General features: G+C 59.0%; 21 protein-coding genes. 13 read left to right on the plus strand and 8 right to left on the minus strand.

Annotation, left to right across the window (positions count from 1 at the left end):
• Nucleotides 1-334 precede the first annotated feature (334 nt).
• Nucleotides 335-1,144, minus strand: coding sequence for an FkbM family methyltransferase (locus tag B5V03_RS12675; protein ID WP_245502204.1), 810 nt, complete (start codon nucleotides 1,142-1,144; stop codon nucleotides 335-337).
• 1,247 nt (nucleotides 1,145-2,391) lie between these two features.
• Between B5V03_RS12675 and B5V03_RS12685 the strand changes: the two genes are divergently transcribed.
• Complete coding sequence (locus B5V03_RS12685) at nucleotides 2,392-2,595, plus strand: hypothetical protein (protein WP_129270609.1); 204 nt, start codon at nucleotides 2,392-2,394, stop codon at nucleotides 2,593-2,595.
• Between the two features lie 35 nt (nucleotides 2,596-2,630).
• Here B5V03_RS12685 and B5V03_RS12690 read toward each other — a convergent pair whose 3' ends face one another.
• Both B5V03_RS12690 and B5V03_RS12695 read right to left on the minus strand, forming a co-directional pair.
• Entirely contained in the window at nucleotides 2,631-4,208 is a 1,578-nt protein-coding gene (locus B5V03_RS12690) for a recombinase family protein (protein ID WP_129270612.1), read from the minus strand.
• A 29-nt stretch (nucleotides 4,209-4,237) separates the two neighbouring features.
• Nucleotides 4,238-4,468: a hypothetical protein gene (locus tag B5V03_RS12695; RefSeq protein WP_129270613.1), complete on the minus strand. Its 231-nt coding sequence runs from the start codon at nucleotides 4,466-4,468 to the stop codon at nucleotides 4,238-4,240.
• 190 nt (nucleotides 4,469-4,658) lie between these two features.
• Between B5V03_RS12695 and B5V03_RS12700 the strand changes: the two genes are divergently transcribed.
• The 3 genes from B5V03_RS12700 to B5V03_RS12710 all read left to right on the plus strand — a co-directional run bounded on the left by B5V03_RS12700 (nucleotide 4,659) and on the right by B5V03_RS12710 (nucleotide 6,255).
• Nucleotides 4,659-5,138: a hypothetical protein gene (locus tag B5V03_RS12700; RefSeq protein WP_129270615.1), complete on the plus strand. Its 480-nt coding sequence runs from the start codon at nucleotides 4,659-4,661 to the stop codon at nucleotides 5,136-5,138.
• Nucleotide 5,139: 1 nt separating this feature from the next.
• On the plus strand, nucleotides 5,140-5,862 hold the full coding sequence (locus B5V03_RS12705; RefSeq protein WP_129270617.1) for an SOS response-associated peptidase: 723 nt from the start codon (nucleotides 5,140-5,142) through the stop codon (nucleotides 5,860-5,862).
• A gap of 126 nt (nucleotides 5,863-5,988) precedes the next feature.
• Entirely contained in the window at nucleotides 5,989-6,255 is a 267-nt protein-coding gene (locus B5V03_RS12710) for a hypothetical protein (RefSeq protein WP_129270619.1), read from the plus strand.
• Between the two features lie 67 nt (nucleotides 6,256-6,322).
• Here B5V03_RS12710 and B5V03_RS12715 read toward each other — a convergent pair whose 3' ends face one another.
• Nucleotides 6,323-7,252 (minus strand): Ku protein, encoded by a 930-nt coding sequence (locus tag B5V03_RS12715; RefSeq protein WP_129270620.1) that lies wholly within the window; start codon nucleotides 7,250-7,252, stop codon nucleotides 6,323-6,325.
• Nucleotides 7,253-8,008: 756 nt separating this feature from the next.
• Here B5V03_RS12715 and B5V03_RS12725 point away from each other — a divergent pair.
• The 4 genes from B5V03_RS12725 (at nucleotide 8,009) to B5V03_RS42720 (ending at nucleotide 10,323) form a co-directional block, all read left to right on the plus strand.
• Complete coding sequence (locus tag B5V03_RS12725; RefSeq protein ID WP_129270624.1) at nucleotides 8,009-8,413, plus strand: hypothetical protein; 405 nt, start codon at nucleotides 8,009-8,011, stop codon at nucleotides 8,411-8,413.
• Complete coding sequence (locus tag B5V03_RS12730; protein ID WP_129270626.1) at nucleotides 8,413-9,423, plus strand: tail fiber protein; 1,011 nt, start codon at nucleotides 8,413-8,415, stop codon at nucleotides 9,421-9,423. Before B5V03_RS12725 ends, B5V03_RS12730 begins: the two co-directional genes overlap by 1 nt.
• Before the next feature lie 62 nt (nucleotides 9,424-9,485).
• Nucleotides 9,486-10,160, plus strand: a complete 675-nt coding sequence (locus B5V03_RS12735) for a hypothetical protein (RefSeq protein WP_245502205.1) — start codon at nucleotides 9,486-9,488, stop codon at nucleotides 10,158-10,160.
• Nucleotides 10,084-10,323: an HGGxSTG domain-containing protein gene (locus B5V03_RS42720; protein ID WP_283811535.1), complete on the plus strand. Its 240-nt coding sequence runs from the start codon at nucleotides 10,084-10,086 to the stop codon at nucleotides 10,321-10,323. The genes B5V03_RS12735 and B5V03_RS42720 overlap by 77 nt, the downstream gene beginning before the upstream one ends.
• Before the next feature lie 6 nt (nucleotides 10,324-10,329).
• On the opposite strand, the gene B5V03_RS12745 is transcribed toward B5V03_RS42720, so the two are convergent.
• The 4 genes from B5V03_RS12745 to B5V03_RS12760 all read right to left on the minus strand — a co-directional run bounded on the left by B5V03_RS12745 (nucleotide 10,330) and on the right by B5V03_RS12760 (nucleotide 13,570).
• The gene (locus tag B5V03_RS12745; RefSeq protein WP_129270630.1) at nucleotides 10,330-11,181 is read right to left on the minus strand and encodes a hypothetical protein; all 852 of its coding nucleotides are present in this window, start codon (nucleotides 11,179-11,181) and stop codon (nucleotides 10,330-10,332) included.
• 7 nt (nucleotides 11,182-11,188) lie between these two features.
• Nucleotides 11,189-12,538, minus strand: a complete 1,350-nt coding sequence (locus B5V03_RS12750) for an MBOAT family O-acyltransferase (RefSeq protein ID WP_129270632.1) — start codon at nucleotides 12,536-12,538, stop codon at nucleotides 11,189-11,191.
• A gap of 65 nt (nucleotides 12,539-12,603) precedes the next feature.
• Nucleotides 12,604-13,158, minus strand: a complete 555-nt coding sequence (locus B5V03_RS12755) for a thermonuclease family protein (RefSeq protein ID WP_433995337.1) — start codon at nucleotides 13,156-13,158, stop codon at nucleotides 12,604-12,606.
• 172 nt (nucleotides 13,159-13,330) lie between these two features.
• Entirely contained in the window at nucleotides 13,331-13,570 is a 240-nt protein-coding gene (locus tag B5V03_RS12760; protein WP_129270634.1) for a helix-turn-helix domain-containing protein, read from the minus strand.
• Between the two features lie 71 nt (nucleotides 13,571-13,641).
• Between B5V03_RS12760 and B5V03_RS12765 the strand changes: the two genes are divergently transcribed.
• From B5V03_RS12765 to B5V03_RS12785, 5 genes are all read left to right on the plus strand, one after another.
• Nucleotides 13,642-13,989, plus strand: a complete 348-nt coding sequence (locus B5V03_RS12765; protein WP_129270636.1) for a hypothetical protein — start codon at nucleotides 13,642-13,644, stop codon at nucleotides 13,987-13,989.
• A gap of 10 nt (nucleotides 13,990-13,999) precedes the next feature.
• Nucleotides 14,000-14,596, plus strand: coding sequence for a hypothetical protein (locus tag B5V03_RS12770; protein WP_129270638.1), 597 nt, complete (start codon nucleotides 14,000-14,002; stop codon nucleotides 14,594-14,596).
• Between the two features lie 256 nt (nucleotides 14,597-14,852).
• Nucleotides 14,853-15,314 (plus strand): hypothetical protein, encoded by a 462-nt coding sequence (locus B5V03_RS12775; RefSeq protein WP_129270640.1) that lies wholly within the window; start codon nucleotides 14,853-14,855, stop codon nucleotides 15,312-15,314.
• 5 nt (nucleotides 15,315-15,319) lie between these two features.
• Nucleotides 15,320-15,796, plus strand: coding sequence for a hypothetical protein (locus tag B5V03_RS12780; protein WP_129270642.1), 477 nt, complete (start codon nucleotides 15,320-15,322; stop codon nucleotides 15,794-15,796).
• 85 nt (nucleotides 15,797-15,881) lie between these two features.
• Nucleotides 15,882-17,303, plus strand: coding sequence for a hypothetical protein (locus B5V03_RS12785; protein WP_129270644.1), 1,422 nt, complete (start codon nucleotides 15,882-15,884; stop codon nucleotides 17,301-17,303).
• Nucleotides 17,304-17,311 lie beyond the last annotated feature (8 nt).

A 17,311-nucleotide genomic window follows, 5' to 3' on the forward strand; every position in this document is an offset into this window, starting at 1 on the left:
CTACATGGAGGGTGCTCACGCCGTACGATCCCCGAGAAGGCATCAGCCTGGCCACTGCGGCCAAGAGGGCCGGCAAGTCAGAAACCACGATCCGGAATTGGTGCCCGCAGCATGGTCTAGGGCGGCGTGTCGGTGGAGGCGTCTGGGTCGTCAGCCAAGTCGCTCTGGCTATGTTTCTGGATGGTGATATGGCGGCTCTCGCCGCATACCATTCCGGCAACCATTCCGCCTCGGAAGTTGCTCAGTACTTTGAACGTTTCGGTCTGCCTAGACCGAAGACTTCTGCACTCCGAAGCGGAGTAGGCATAAGCGGGCTGGCATCAACGGGGTCAGATTAAGAGCCGCCAGCAGGAAAAAGCGAACCATTGTCCGCTCGTTGCGCAATCATCTTCGAATGGCGAGCCATCGAAGCCTCGATCCGCTTGCAAACATCGAACGGAATGGTTGATCCGACCGCGGCCTCGGGGAAGAACAGGAAGTCGCGATGCCCGCCGAAACCGAATTTCCGGTGGGGGATCTGCCAGCCCGCCTGGCAAGGCAGATACCGGTCGTCCAGATACATCGTGCCTCGATAGCCGAGCTCCTCAAGGAATTTGAAGATGCAAGGCGCGTTGGCTGCAAGGCTTTCGAACTGTATCACCGGCCAATAGGTCTCGATCAGACGTCGTGCACCCGACAGAGCACTAAGCTCATGCCCTTCGACGTCGCATTTGAGAAATTTGAGATTTTGAATCTTGAAGTCGTCGAGCGTTGCCAACGGCACCGAGATCAGCTCGTCGCCCGCAGCGCCGCGATCAAGACACAACGAGGCGCTTCCGTCGCCAATACGTTGTCGAGTGAGCTGAGCGGCGCCCTTGTGATCCGAAAGCGCGGTCTGGAATGTCTCCACGTTGTCTAAGCCGAAGCTCTTCCTTCGCTGCTGGATGTAGCGCGTCATCTCCGGCTGAGGCTCGAACGCCAGAACCCGGCCGGACGAACCGACGGCGCGCGCCAGCCAAAATGAATAGATGCCCTTGTTCGCGCCGATGTCGACCACGGTCGCCCCCTCCAGATTAAGGAGCATCAGCGTCTTCAAGGGCAGCTTTTCGGTGTGAAGGCGATAGCGCAGACACCGAAGCAGGAAATGTGCGTCCTCAACATTCATTGGTTCGAACCCCCGACGTCAAGCTACGCGCTAGGGTTGTCGAGCTCAACCGCTTTCTATTTTGCGATGCAGTAACGTTGGACGCGAGGGCCGCGCGGCCGCACAGCCAGGAAAGAAGAGCATCCGTCGGGGCTCTCGCGACGGCCAAGTTCTCGCTCTGATCCGTCCCGCTGGCGCCAACGCCCCTCGCCGCCTCCCGAGTCTCAACACCGTTTCGCCGGCACCGCAGGGTATCGATTTCCCAAAGTCCAAGCTGTCGATCGGTGGCGGGAAGTTGTAAGGAGGCGCGGCCAAGTTGATCGGAAAGAAGTCTCCGGTTTTGATCGCCCGGTTTTGCCGTCCGGGAACGTAGTAGTCAGGAGATACCTGATGTCTGATCGGAGGATGTTGTCGAAGGCCTGGAAGATCTGGTCCTCGGAAATGATGAAGCAGTCGCGGCATAGCAGCAAATCGACTTACGGAAGCGGATGGTGCAGCCATTCTGAAATCCTGGCACTTTCTCTTGATCTCGCGCGCCAGTTGCGTTTGGATATAGCGCTCTGGGGGTGAGAAATGCGTTGGCTGGGAATTGCAGTGCTCTGTTTGGCGCTGGGAGGATGTTACGCGACTGGCGCAGATGTTCGCGCCAAGTTAGGGCAAGACTACGTCGGGAAAAATGTTGACGCCCTAGTCATGCGGTGGGGGCCGCCTGCAAGTAGTTTCAAGATGAACAGCGGCGAAACGGCTTATAGCTGGCAACTAGCCAGTGGGAGTTCAATTTCCGTCTCGCGTGACGGCCCATCGAGCGCATCGGGAAGCTCGAAGGGGTACGCTTGCAAGGTCAACGTCGTTGCATCGTCGAACGGAATGATCAAAAGTCTCGATACTGAAGACAAGGACAGTAGCCTCTACTACGGGCCCATTCCTACCGGCGTTCAGCTTGGTAGCGTTTGCGCCGAGCAACTCGGAATGAAGCAGCAGTAGAGGCCGGCCGTGCCGTGGGATCGAGCGAAGGCGCTGCAGCCGCCCTACTCGGTGACAGGCTGAGGATCGCTGCTATGCGTCGGACATCGCGACTCGTTCTCATTGCTCTGTTTGTGGTCCTCACGCCGGCCACTGCAACAATTGACCCTATGGCCGACTCGATGGACCTGGGCCCCGCCTCGGCGGGCCTTGATCAGTGGCAGAGGATCAATTTCCGCTCTCCGGACCTTCCCCGGCGAAACACGGCGCAGATCAAAGTTGCCATCCGCACTAGGGGCCCTAGCATGCTGGGCCTGATCCGGATTCCCGGCGCACCTGCTTCAAACTTTGACACTGGCAATGGTTTGACCGTCGTCGACCTGATTAACGTGGGCAGTGATAGCCTGGGCTATGCGGAGATTACCGCGCTGGAAATTCTATTCACACAGACAACGGCCGGCCAATTCTTTCAGGTCTTCGCGGTCAATCACAGCAACAAAGCCAAATAGATCGTTGGCCATAAGCCGCACGGCTTCTTAGCTTGCTAGGCCATAGCCGCGCGTAGCCTCCGCTTCAAGGCTCGGATCAACCCCGCAGTATCCTTGAACCTACTTGGATAGCGCTTGTTCACGACAGCCTCGGTCATAATCACCGGTCGTTCCGGAACGGCGCTGATCGGAGCCAGGATGAAGTCTATCGGCGCTCGGTTCTGCTCATCCAGTCTAGCCACGACAGCGAGGCCCGGACGAGCCTTCGAGCCACGCCGCAGCGACCAGACCAGACAGTGCTTTTGCGAGTGCTGCCAGCTGCGGACCACGCGCAACGATATGAAGGACCCGTCCTTTATAGCCAAGCATCCGCCGGCCCGCTCGACAATGAGATTGGGGTCTGCACTCGGCAAGCCGGTCCCGATCTCGACAGCGATACGTTTGACGAGGTCCATCCGTTCGCCACGCGTCTCAAGGTAGCGATAGTCAGCGTCAGGAACGTAGCCGATCAGCGCATAAGCCTTGCGAAGGCTGCCGAACCGCCGACTATAATTGTCCGCGCTAGGCAATCCCTTTGCCCGATTGATCGCATTGGCAGACAGAGTACCCAGACGGAGTTGCAGAACGCGGAGCTTCTTGAGCATTTCGTCAGATGACAGCCGCTGTCGTAGTCGCCGCTCGATAATTTGCTGGGCGGCATCGAAGACCTTCGCAGGCACAATTTGCTCGAGCGCGCCTTCTCTCCGGACCCACTTGTGCTTGCCGTTGATGACACGGCGTCCCCGTAGGTAATTCGATGTCCGACAGTAAACCACGTTGCCGATGTAGTTTTCGTTCCGAAGGATGCGCCCGATCATCTGGAGATTCCATGGAACACCACGATGATTGGCAACGCCTATCGCGTTCAGCTCCCGTGCTATGGCGGTCTCCTCTTCGCCTCCGACGAATGTTGCGAAGATCCATTGCACGATCGCGATTTCGTCTGGCGGACCGGGGCGCAATGCCACCCTTTCATTCTGCAACGCCTTCCATTGGCCCGGCTGAAGCAAGCCCCTTGAGTTGCCCATCGCGTCAAACAGCTCACGGCGCAGCGCGTAGCCAGGCTGACCTCCCACCCAATAGCCCAGTCCGGCAATTCGGCTCTGCCCTGCGAAGACCTTCGCCGACTGATTCCGACTGTCCTCTGCCGCCATCACCCGCTTCATGTTCTTCCAGAGCCCGGACATCGGACTTCCGTCGTTCTCGAAGACCTCAGAGCAATAGAGCACCTTCACACCCGCGAGCTTACAGATGAACTCGTAGTATGCGGCTTCGTCGCTATCCTGAAATCGGCCCCAGCGGCTGACATCCCGCACCAGGACGTTCGCGAAGTCAGCAGATCCGGATTGAATGTCGTTAAGCAGGCCGATCAGCCCCGCCCGGTTCTTGATCCTCAACCCGCTGATACCCTCGTCGAGGTAAGTGCGCACGATGGTGAGGTGGTGCTCGGCCGCGTAGACGGCGATGGCAGCCATCTGGTTCGGAACCGAATACTGCTGGCGATCCGTCGACATCCGGATGTACTGCGCGGCCCGGAGTTCGATCTCCCGACGTCGTGGCAATCTTACATTCTGGACAGTGAGTGCAGTTCCCATGGAGCGCCCCTACAGTTGTCCCCGGCGGCCTACTCCAGCCACCCTGAAAACCAAGATGAAGCGTGCTTTCCGATCCAACTCAATGCGAGCGAACCAACGATTGAGGCCAAGGCAGACCACAGCCAAACCCGGCCGCGCACAGCGCTGATCGAACGCAGATACAGAAAGGCTCCAAGGAGTAAGCCGTAGTTCCTGCGAAAATCACCATTGAGCTTGGCGATTTTCGACAGTTCAGACGCGGCTTCGATTTGATCAGGCATGGGGCTGGTCCTTGCAACTTGAGTAGAGCCAGCATCCTATGAACCACTGTTTTGCCCGACGGGGCAAGCGAAATTTCGGTAAATCGAAATATTCTTAGTCGGCGTTGACCTACCTGTTGCGTGTTTGGGTCGTAGGCCCCCAACTGCCTGCGGCTGGTCCTCGGGTCACCACGCTCGTATCTTGCCAACCATGTCCGCCGCCCGCATCATTAAGCCGCCGCCGATGTCGGGCGGTGATCGCAAACACTTCGCCCGCGAGATTCACAAGGCGGAGGTGACCTTCGCAAACCTCGTCGAACAATCGGCCCAGGCCCATGCCGTGGCGGATGCTGCCCGCGCCAAGGCTTACGCGCTCGATTGTGCGGCCTGGAACACCGCGCTGTTTATCGGTGAGCTCGACCATGCTTCATCTACGATCGCGGCCGCGATTGCCGGCGGCTTTCCGCTCCTTGAGGTCCGCTGCGAGCATTGCAAGCACACCGAAATCATCGATCTTGCGCTGGTCGTACAGCCGCGCGACCGGCAGGTTTCGCTAATGCGCGACTACCTCTACTGCGGCCCGTGCCAGCGAACCCTCCGCAAAAAGCGTCGACCCGACCTGATCGGCTTGCATCCGACCGGCGCCCCACAGCCAGAAGCGCCGTCCCGGCGTCCCAAGAAAGCCTCCTGAGATGTGCAATCTCTATAGCATCACCACCAACCAGGCGGCGATCAGTGAGCTGTTCCGCGTCGTCAATCGCTACGTCGGCAATCTGGCGCCGATGCCAAGCGTGTTTCCGGACTACAAGGCGCCGATCGTGCGAACCGGTGCCGGCGGCCGAGAGCTCGCGACCGCACGCTGGGGTATGCCCTCGTCGTCGAAGGCGCACATGGATGCGACGAAGAAGCGCGCGGAGAAGCTGCAAGCGAAGGGCAAGCTCGTCGACTTCAAAGAACTGCTCCGCTTGGAACCAGATTCCGGGACAACCAACATCCGAAACTTGAAGTCCAAGCACTGGATCAGGTGGCTAGGCGCGGAGCACCGCTGCGTGGTCCCGTTCAATAGCTTCAGCGAGTTCAACAAGGCAGAGGGTGGTGACATCTGGTTCGCGATCGATGAGACCCGCCCGCTCCTCTGCTTCGCCGGCATCTGGACCAACTGGACGTCGGTGAGGAAGGTCAAGGAGGGCGAAACCACGAACGACCTATACGCCTTCCTAACGACGGAACCCAACGCCGAGGTCGGCGCCATCCATCCGAAGGCGATGCCGGTGATTCTGACGACACCTAACGAAGTCGAGACCTGGCTGACCGCGCCGGCCGGGGAGGCCCTGAAGCTGCAGCGCCCGCTGCCGGACGGGAGGCTGCGCATCGTCGCCCGCGGCGTGAAGGAAGACCCTCCGCCGGCGACCTAACATTCTCCACGGGCCGCGGAACACGGGGACAAACCCCAGCTCTGCCGTTTGAGAATCCCTGACCCATGCTAACCGCGCGGAACGAGCAGGAGGGCGGAGGGATTCGTCCCGGCAGGAGCAGCCTCAATGCTGATAACGAAGGAACGACGACCAACTATCCGCACGTTGCGTGGCTGGGCAATCGATGTGCTGCAGGAGGCTGGTGCCATTCAGGAATGTGAGGAGCACGGCTGGGCCAAGGAGCGGGCCGACCCTCACGCCCGTGAGCGCGCGATCGACCTGGCCCGTGAGGATCCGCCCGCCGGCGTCTCTGCTGACGAAGCGGCTGTGGAGGTGCGCGACGTCCTAGATTCGATCGGAGACACGTGTCCGGAGTGCCGAGACGGAGATTGATGAACCTACGTGGAGCACGTCCGTTTGCGCGCGGCTAAGTAGCGTCCGTCGGGCGTCACCGAATAGTTCATGCAGACTTCCGCCGCGCTCCAGCGGTCGGCTTCTTCGCAGCGGCCTCCTTCGCCGGTTTCTTACCGGCGATTGGCATCAGCATCTCCTTCTGGCCGGCCCCCGCCTTGCGCGGCTTCTTGGCCCCCTTCTTAGGAGCCTTTGTCTCGGCCGCTGCGCCGCCGACACTCTTGCGCAACGCGTCCATCAGGTCGACGACGTTCTCGCCGCGCGGGCGCTCCTTCGGCGTAATCGGCTTGCCGGCGCGCTTCTGATTGATGAGATCGACCAGGGCGGTTTCGTACTGGTCCTCAAACTTGTCGGGCTCGAACGAGCCGGATTTCTGGTCGACGATGTGCCGCGCCAGATCCAGCATGTCCTTTGTGACTTTGACGTTCTCGATCTCGTCGAAATACTCCTGAGCATCGCGCACTTCATAGGGATAACGCAGCAGGGTGCCCATCAGACCCTTGTCCAGCGGCTCCAGCGCGATGATGTGCTCGCGGTTGGTCAGCACCACGCGGCCGATCGCCACCTTGTCCAGCTCGCGGATGGTCTCGCGGATCACCGCGAAGGCGTCGTGGCCGACCTTCCCGTCCGGACGCAAGTAATAGGGGCGGATCAGGTAGCGTGGATCGATGTCGGACCTGTCGACGAACTCGTCGATCTCGATGGTCCGCGTGGATTCCAGCGCGATTTCCTCGAGCTCCTCCTTCGAGACCTCGATGTACTGGCCCTTCTCAAGCTCGTAGCCTTTGACGATGTCCTCGTTCGGCACCTCGTCGCCGGTATCTGCATCGACCTTCAAGTACTTGATGCGATGACCGGTCTGACGGTTCAGCTGGTTGAACGAAATCTTCTCGCTCTCGGACGTTGCCGGATAGAGCGCCACGGGACAGGTGACTAGGGAAAGACGCAGAAAACCTTTCCAATTGGCGCGGGGGGCCATGAACGCGGAACTCCAGAGGATTGTGCACGGATTCAAGACGAACGGCGCACCCAAGTTCCGACAGAACCAGTGGATGAATTTCGCCGACATCAGCCGGGAGGGGCTCAGAATGGCTGGTCGGCGGGCCGAAAGCCAATCCCACATCGAACTCCGGCCCACAGCGGGCGTTTAGCTAGCATGTCAGACGCATTTGATTACTTTCGGGCCTACGCCGTCCGAGCTCTCTGCAAAGCGAGATCTATGCCGCAGGGCAGGATGAAGCATCTGCAGCTGGTGGCCGGTCGGATCTACAATCTCCTTAAGAAGGAGGCTGCCTACCGCCCCAACATTCAGCACCTGGAGGACTTTCGCACAGCCCAGAGGCTCGAGAGCTCTCTCGATCACCGGCCAACTGATAGTCCGGGCGGTCGCCTTGCTCCGGCGGGGCCGCAAAGTGCGGAGCGGGAGGCCCGCTGAATGCCGTCAGTCGACGTTCGCCGTTTAGCAAGTCTCCGTGTGAGGATCGGAGATGGCCGAAGCAGGCGCTGAGTCTGCGCCTGGCGGTCCAGTTTGAAACGGTCGTGGATGCTGGCGACGACGAAGTCGAAGCGCTCTAGCACGTCGTCTGCGTAGTCTATCGACGTCTGGGGTTTAGCGGCCAGTACGCACAGGGATAGCGCAGAAGCCGCAAAGACCGCAACAGTAGCAGCGTTGACATAGCCGAAACCGGGCTGTCCTCGTACATACGGTCTCATGCAATCTGCATGAGGACGAGCGATGGACGAGCCCGCCGCATTCGAGCAACTGGTACAATTTCGTGCCCCTACGAACCTTTCAGAAGCGATCGAGAGGGCGGCTAGGCGACGTTGCCAGTCAAAATCGGACTACATCAGACAGACGCTGATCGACCGCCTTCAGACAGACGGCGCCTCTCCCGCGGCCGAGCAGCAGTACGCCCTGGTGGCGAATGGCTCCGTCATGCTTCCCCGCGGCGACGACCCGGTGACGACTTTTCGCCCGACGCCTGACGACCGGGGCGAGTGGTTTCCGATCGAGAACGAGGACAGCCAGCCCTTTGACCCTGTGCTGCATTGGCGCCTGAAGCCGCTCCCGCTTCGTCTCGATGGTGAGCGCGTGGTGCGCGTCTATCCGGTGGTGCCGAAGACCATGGAGTATGCCTGATGCCGACGGGGTTTGCCTCATGGTCTCAAATAGCGGCCCTAAATGCCAGCGCCGATAGCTCGATCAATTGGGCAGAGGGGCAGGCGCCCTCCAGTGTCAACGATTCCGCCCGCGCCATGATGGCGAGCCTCGCGAAATGGCGGGATGACACCGGCGGGAATCTATCCACTGCTGGCACCTCGACGGCGTACACGATAACTTCAAATAGTGCGTTCGCCAGCAAGGCGCTCATGAATGCGCAGGAAATATCGTTCCTCGCCCATGCCACGAACGGGGGGAACCCAACGCTCAATGTTGATGGGTTAGGTGCATCTGCCATCGTCATTGACGCGACAGCCGCTGCGCCCCCGGCGGGCACACTGATTGCTGGCGGCGTTTACACAGCGACCTATTACATTGTCCCAGATCAATGGCGCCTCAAGAACTTCTACCAGCTTCCATTCGTTGTTCCTGTGGGTGGCTTGGTTCCGTACACGGCGCCGACGCCCCCTAGCTCCAACTTCATCCTGCCATATGGGCAGGCAATCTCGCGCACCACGTATTCAACCTATTTCAGCCTTGTGGGTACGACTTACGGCAGCGGCGATGGCTCGACAACGTTCAATGTTCCCGACCTTCGCGGGCGGTTCATTGCCGGCAAGGATGATATGGGCGGCAGTGCTGCGTCTCGTCTGACCTCAACCTATTTCGGGACTTCGGCGGCTGCACTTGGCGCAATTGGCGGCGCTCAAAACCATACGCTGACTCTTGGAGAACTCCCGACAGGCATCGCTTCAAGCGGGACCAACTCGATTTCGGTTACATCAATCAATTCGAATAACGTCCAAGGCACGTTGACCTCATCCCCGAACACAGGGGGTGTTTTGCTTCAATTGTTAACCGGTGGCACGGGAACGGTCGTCTCCACAGGCAGCAACTCTATCGGCGTTACATCGAACAATACGAGCGGATCAGCACACGCCACGGTGCCCCCGGCTCTGGTTCTGAACTATCTTCTGAGGATAATCTGATGACGGAGCGCTGCCTCGCGTGGAGGTACTCGCCGGGCGCCTAGACAGCTTACGAGGTTGATATGGCAACACACAAGGTCAAAAAGAACGCCGCTCCTGCTGCGCAGCCCGCAGCGATGTCGCCACTGCAGAGTAAGGGTAACGTCGCGTATTGCCCTCCGCCGGATGAACTCGACAACAGCGTGCCCGAGCTGAAGCACCTTGGCGGGTCAAAGTCCGATCAATGGAATCTGATGCTCTGCAATCAGGTAATCAGCACCGCCTGGTATGGTCGCAACACGCAGCCGGGCGAGGATCTGGACGACAAGAGGGCGGCCATTCTTGCTTTCATGGCTGGAGTGAACCCGAAGGACACCATCGAGGGCATGATGGCTGCCCATCTGTTCGCCTCTCACGCCGCTGCCATGGAGTGTTACCGCCGCGCAATGCTCCCCGAGCAAAGCGTGGAGGGCAAGCAGATGAACCTAACGCTGGCGGCGAAGCTGACGCGAGCCAATGCCGAGCAAGCCGCAGCTCTTTCAAAGTACCGAGGTAAGGGTCAGCAAAAGGTCGTTGTCGAGCACGTACACGTATATCCCGGCGGCCAGGCAATCGTCGGGCAGGTGACCACCCCAGGGGGGTCTACGAAGAATTTGGAGGCTCAACCTCATGCTATTGGATATGCAGAACGCTTCCCGGTGCGGTGCGAAGACGAAGAGCAGAAACGGGAAGCCCTGCCAGTCGCCGGCAATGCCTAACGGGCGTTGTTGGATGCACGGAGGGCCGTCGCCGGGTGCTCCGAAGGGCAACCAGAATGCCTTCAGACACGGGCGCTACTCGGCTCGATACATTGCCGAAAGGCGACGGGTTACGGCTCTTGTGCGCCAGATGAGGGACGCGGTTTCGAGGGATGCGCAATAGCATTCGTTATTCAGTCAATTTTGGTTCATTGAGAGTAACGGTGTCTATCGCCCGCGCTACCAATGCGGCGGACCGCTCGTCCAGGTGCACCCCATCGGTCCATCGCAATTGAGAACGATCCAGCTCTAGCTTAAGCCACGCGCTTGGCTTAGGGAAAGCTTCTCTGGCCAATGCATTCGAAGCGGTTGCGAACGGAGCGTTCTCAATATCATCTGAGCATGGAACGTGAAGCAATAGAACCCTGACCCCGCGCGCTTCCAGGTCCGCTTTTGAGCGATTGATTTCATCGAGGGTGCCCTTCATGAACTCCTCCGCAGGCACGTCAGCTGCCTGTTTAACCGCTTCACGGACAGCCTCGCCGTCCTCGACGTCGGTAGCCGGCCTCGCCAGCATCGCCTCCACCTCCTTTCCTCCCTCTTGCTTCGATTTAGGGGGATGAAGGTAGCGTTCATACGAACCAGCAAGCCACTTCACAGGCTCGAAAATTGACCGCGGGTGCAGCGACCTCTCGACGAGGCCCGGATCGGTTCTTCGCGATAGAATGTTGGACTCGATAACGACAAGCTTTGGCAGCGGATCAGTCCGACGAATGATCTCAAGGCCGGTTCCAGAAGCGCCACCAGCAATCGATAGATTTTCCACTTGCGGTGAATTGAAATAGCCTTCCGAGAGCCTGGCCGACAATGAGCTTCCCACTATAACGACGCCATGCGAATTGCTGCGCACGTAGTTGGTCGCAGTCAGGAGGTTCATTGTATCTGTCGATGTCACGATCGACTGAGCGGTCGTCCCCCCAATTGCTTTGAACGCAAAGATGCCGAGGCCTGCAGCGATTGCGAACTTGATCAGCCAGGACATCTGAACCTCAGAACTGAAAATAGATGAAAGCTGAATCCGGACCGGCTTCCGCGAACATGAGCGCAACAAGCGCGCCATAGGCGAATGGTTCGACCGCTCTTCTCCAGCGAGAGCCATACGGCCGTGGCACCATAAGATGCTGCAAAATGACAGGAAGTGAGTACGCCAAGGCGAGCGACCGATAGATTTTGTGAGGATTCTGGATCGAAGCCTCTGAGAAGAGGCCCGCGAAGTATGATGCTGCGTGAGCAAAATCCGGAAGCTTGAAGAATATCCAAAGTAGGCTCACTACGACAAAAACGACCACAGTTCTGAAGCCGGCGAGCATCCCATAAGTGTCCAGCTTGCCCAGGAAGGGGCGCTCGAAGGCCAGCAGAATGCCGTGCATCAGGCCCCACGTTAAATAGCTTAGGCCCGCTCCGTGCCATAGCCCACCAAGTCCCATGACAATGATGAGATTGATGTAGGTTCGAATGGATCCGCCCCGGCTGCCGCCGAGAGGAATGTACAGATAGGTTCTCAGCCAGCTCGATAGTGAGATGTGCCATCGGCGCCAAAACTCCGCGATAGAGCGAGAAAGATATGGGCGATCGAAGTTCTCCGGGAGCCTGTATCCGAATAGCAGAGCGAGTCCGACGGCTATCGAAGAGTAGCCGAAAAAATCGGCGTAGATTTGGAAGCTATACAGGAAAACCAGCAGCCATTTGTCGGACGTCCGCAACGTCTCGAAGTAGGGATAAGCCATGTAGGCCGTCATTTCGTTGAGGTTGTTCGCAACGAACAGCTTGAAAAAATATCCGAGTACGAGCCATTGCGTGGCCTCGACGAACGGGACGGCAGTCATTTCCTTAGGCTTAATCTGCGGGAAAAAGTTTCGAGCCTGAGTAATCGGTCCTGAAACTAGCTGTGGAAAGAAGATCACGTAGAGCAACACCTCCCAAACAGACGCCTCTCGACCTTGCTTTGGGAGGTCGACGAGCAGGCTGATGTTGTGGAAGGCGAAGAACGATATGCCGACCGGCAGCGGAAGATTCAGGAGGAAATCGCAAAGGACACCTCCGGATGTGGCCGGAGGGATGAAGAACAGGAATTTATATTTGAAAAATCCGAGCAAAAGGAGGTTGAAGATGATCCCCGCCCATCGCCAAATCCGGCATCGAAATGAGAGGACCAGGAAGATCCATGTTCCGATGACCGCGATTACCAGCAGTCCCAGGAGTTCGGGCTGTCCATAGCCATAGAAAAACAGGCTCGCTGTAATCAGCACGTAGACCTGGAATCTCCTGACGAAAGGCACATAGTACACGGTAAAGACCGCGCCAACGAACGCCCCAAATTGCCAAGAAGTGAAGGTCATTACCTACTGGTCATCAGGAGGGAGATCACGACTTTTAGTTGTTGGTTGGCGAGTTGCCAATCGTCTCATGGACGGACCTTGCTATCGTCGGAACACTTGGCCGGGCTGCCGCCGGCCTTCACGCAAGCCCGGTACTGCCAAGGCTCGACAAAACTGCCCGCCCATATTCCGCGCTCGGCCTTCTCTGCTCCGCGCTGGGCGTCCTCGTACTTGCCCCTGGAGTACTTCGGCCAGTCGAGCGCATGGCCGTTCGCGACAAGCCAGTGTCCGATATCGGGGCCTGGCGTTCCAAGTGAGCACGTTGCTACCGTGCGCCCGTACCGGTCTCGGTCAACCGGAGAGCAACTCACGGGCCGCTTGATGGCCCATAGCAGACCGGCGAGCGCCGTCGCAGAAGTGCGTCCGCACTGATAGAGGTTGCTGTCGTCGTTTCGGCAGAGCTGAGTGCTCTCCGGTGCGTCGATCCCCCAGAGCCTGATGCGCTGACCGTGGATCTCGATCGTATCGCCGTCGATAACGCTGGCCTGCCCGACTATGTCGTCCGCTTGGGCTGTGAGAGCGGGCAGAACGGAAATTGCCAAGGCGAGCCCGAAAATTCGATTTATTTCGATTTTCAAGATGATTTTCTACCCTTCAAAGATAGGGGAATCGTGAATTTTGGGGCAAAATAATTGCCTCTTTTATGGGGTGTGTAAGTTCGTCGGATTTACCAGCCCCGGTAAATGACCTTTTGTCGCTTGGAAGTAGGAAGGCTGGGGCCCCAAAAGGGGTGGGGTATTTCTGAATAAGAAATCAGCGCTTCCGCTTCTTCATCCTCACACCGGCGCCGCCGCCATTCTCTGGGATGAACTCGACGCCTGCTCGTTCAAGCGCTTTGGCGATTGCATCGATAGTCTCTTCTGCGACCTTGATTGGGCCTCCCGCCTCAGCACGTTTCAACGTCGGTACAGATACGCCAGCAGCTTCAGCGACCTCGGGCTGTGAAAGGCCGGTCAGCGCACGCGCTGCTCTCAATTGCGAAAAATCTACCAAAGGCTCTTGATCCTTTTAGATCATTGTGTATGATCCTTTTGTATCAAGACTGACTCCTGAAGGCAACACAGATGAGCAAGAGCACCCTCCCGGTGAACGGCGGAGCTATGTCCGCACCCTTCCTCACCAATCAGCAGGTCGGGCAGTTCAACCCAGCCTTGGTCCGCTGTGAGGCTGCCGTCAACGTCAAGCTGCGCTTGGCGGCCAACTCGCTCCGTTCCAAGCTCATGACAGAGGCCCACGCCAGGGCGAAGGCCGATTACTCTGACGAGCTGACCTGCCGTGGCCGCGCCCATCACGTCGACAGACCCTACAGCTATTACCTCGGCCTCCAGATGCGCAGCGGCTTCGCTGAGGCCCGCGTTGCCCGCACCGGCATGGCGCCGGCTTTCGAACTTCCCCCGCAACGTTGGGCATAGGAGCGCGCGTATGCTGGCACCATCCAACCAAAGCACGTTCGTCAAGGTCCCCGCCCGCCACCTTCTACGCGGAGACGTGACCGGCTCGGGCGAAATCGTCCTCAGTGTCAGCGTTGGCGCCAAGACGCCGCGCGGCATGGTTGACGTTCTCTTAGAGAAGGGCGACCGCAAGCGATCGGCGATCTGGAACGCGCGCACAATCATCGGCGTCCGTCGCGGGGCCGCGCCTCCGGTTGAAGTCGCGGGGCCAGCGGAAATTCCCCTCTCGGATCGCCTGCCGACATTTCACGAGCTTGCGGCGTTTGATGCCGCCAAAGCTTGGGACCGGCTCTCACATGAGGAGCAGCGCGCTATTGGCGTGCTCGCACTCAGGTTCGGTACGGTCGGCCAGTGCGAGGGCTACTTTCACGAGACCATTGAAGGCGTCCGCGAGGGCTTCTCCTCCAGCCATTGGACGCCCCAGGTTCAAGCCACAGCGGTGTGGCCGCGGCTGCAAATCGATCTGGTCGAGAGCGCGGCACGCGCGGCCTTTGAGGCACTGTGCGAGCACTTCGACCCCCTTTGGCCCCAGCTATTTGGCTGGCAAGCTCGAAAGGAGGTGAAGTAATCGGCTTGCCTTCATAACGCGACCGGTCGAGCGAGGGCGGAACCATACCGCTGGGCCACAAGCGAAAATCCTAGATCCACACTCACATTGAGAAAACGACATGAGCAACGCGGTATCCATCGCGAGGCAACGGGGACGCGCGTCCTGCGTGCCCGCCAAGAATGGGGGGCTTTAAGCTATGGCGCCCCAACAACACACATCCGGGCTTGCCGCACAGCAATCCGCCCGCGCGAACTCCATTGAGAGTTTGCGGCAAATGCGGAGCGAAGCCCGTCGAGAAATTGACCGCCTTATCCAGTTCCTGGATCGAAGCGACCAGTACGTCATGACCGAGCTGGAGGATGAAGACGAGCGCGAGGACATAGGAGAGGCGGAGCCAAGCCTCGGCAGCTTCGATCGCATGGTCAACCAGCTCAATAGCTATCGTCAGGGCGGTATGTGGACGGTGCCCGACATTGACGCTGAACAAGACGATGCCGACGCCGAGCCGTCGCTGGGCTTCCTCGAGAACCACCCTCACGCAACGCACGGTTCGCTGCACTTCGCGAGCCGCGACCAGTCCGGTAGCCAGTTGAGACCGTGCCAAGGTGCGGGTTTCGAACTTGAGGAGCAGTGCGAGGACGAGGGCGACACCAGCGACAGCGGTATTGCCGATGAGGAAGGTCGCATGGAGCAGTGCCCGCGCCTATTCCAGCACAGCATGAAGCGAGTGGAGTAGTCGGCATGGCAAATCAATCTCGCCGTGGCTTCCTCGCCTATCTCGGCATCGCCGGGGCGTCCACAGCGGCAGCGACTGCAACAGCAATCGTCACCCCACCGAACGAGCCGCAGGAATCTCCCGGCTACTTCAAGAGCCCGGCCGAATATCTCGTCGCCATGCAGGCTATCGGATGGCAACCGCTCGCCATGTTCCATTGGCTTCCGGACGGCGGCGTGCACCGAATGGGCGTCAACGAAAGCCCAAAGCCAGGAATTTGCGCCGTGGAGACATGGCGGAAGTTTCACGCAATCCAGATGAGAGCGCCTGTTCAGTTACCGACAGACGTTCACCCGCTCAAGGATTGGTGGCTTGCGGTCTGGGAGCACTTGTACGACCTCGGCCATCGTGAAGACGTGACGCCGGCCGCTCGAAATCGCTTCCCCGATGACGATGAGGGCATGCCGACTCAAATGCTGTCCGCGCTGAATGAGAAATCCTGATGGCTAAGCGCGTCTACGCGCCGCCGCGATTCAGGATTCGGCTCCGCGCCGCGCATTCCGCGCACGATCAGCAATGGAGACGGTCATGATGAAGCAATGTCGTCGATGTGAACAGAACCTACCGCTGTCGAGCTTCGGTTATGGGGGACGCTCTCGCCTTCGCAGATTCTGTCACGCCTGCTTTTCGGCGGTTGTGAACGGTGAAGTGTTCACCATGAACCCGACCGAAGCGGACACGTTTATGGCGAAGCTAGAAGCCGGCAATTCGCTTCGGATGCTCACGGGCGGCACCGGCGAATCGTCGATTTGCTCGGTGGATGCGTTCCGCAAGCACTGCGAGTTAAATCCGGAATGGGGCGCGAACGCACTCGCGCTTGCGAAAGCGAACAGCAAGTCCCGAATCCAGGATGGGATCGTCAGACGCACCACAGATCGCGCGGCTTGCAATCAAGGGCATCCGCTGTCGCCCGAGGTTATTGCTCGTATGCAGGCGGAGCGTAGGTACGACCACCGATGGTGCGAAGCTTGTGCTCGGAGGTGGCAGGGGGTTGGCCGCTATTTTGCTGAGGAAGCAGACGTCATTGCGCCGCCTGCGAATGTTGAGCGGTTGACCCTGTCAGGCGGGTCGCGAGTCCTCTCCGCCGACGACATTGCGCTAGTCGAATCTTGGCTCATTAAGGGAGCTTCGCTGAGAAGGCTCCTCGGTGCATGGGATGCGATCCGCTTCAGGCTTGCCTTGAAGAACAATCCGGATTTGGAGTCGAGGCTCAGGCCCATCATCGAACGCAATGCCAAGATTGCCGTCGTCGTCGGGTCTCGAAAGCGACGGATCAGCCACTGTAAATACGGTCATGAGCTTACCATCGAGAATACTGGTATCAAGCCATCGAATGGTTCTCGATTCTGTCTCGCGTGCAATCGCACATTCGCAGGCGCACCTGTCACGCCTCAGATGCTGGACAACGTGGAGCGTGGGTTGCTGACAGGGATGAGCGTCGGCGATCTGACGACACCAAGAGACGGCAAAAGACCGACGATTACGTACGCGCAATGGAGGACGGTGCGTCGGACTCGACCTGACATCAACGAGCGCTTCATGCGTGCCTTGCGGAATCCAGCGACGATCCGAAGCTTCACGAGCGGAAACACCATTGCTCGCTTGCCAGGCCTCATGCTCGCCACCCCAGTCGACTTTGTTCGGAGCGACGTCCCGCTTTACGTCCCGCAAGAGGGTGATTACGAATGGCTCTACAGCCTAACACCGCGGTATCTTCAACGGAGCGCTCGCGACGAAATTGTCGGGGATCTCTTCCTCGAACTGGCAGAGCGCCGTGTCGATCGAGACGGGGTTCCTGCGTGCGCGAAACGCTTGGTTGCCGCCTTCAACAAGGAAAATCCAATGAAGGCATACGGCGACATTCGCGCGCCGCTGCCTCTCGACGCCCCTGCCTATCTGGACGGCACATTGTCGCGTGTCGAGATCGTTTCGGAGGGCCTTTGGACTTAAACTAGAAT

It is taken from the genome of Bradyrhizobium betae (genome assembly GCF_004123905.1).
Lineage (GTDB): Bacteria > Pseudomonadota > Alphaproteobacteria > Rhizobiales > Xanthobacteraceae > Bradyrhizobium > Bradyrhizobium betae_A.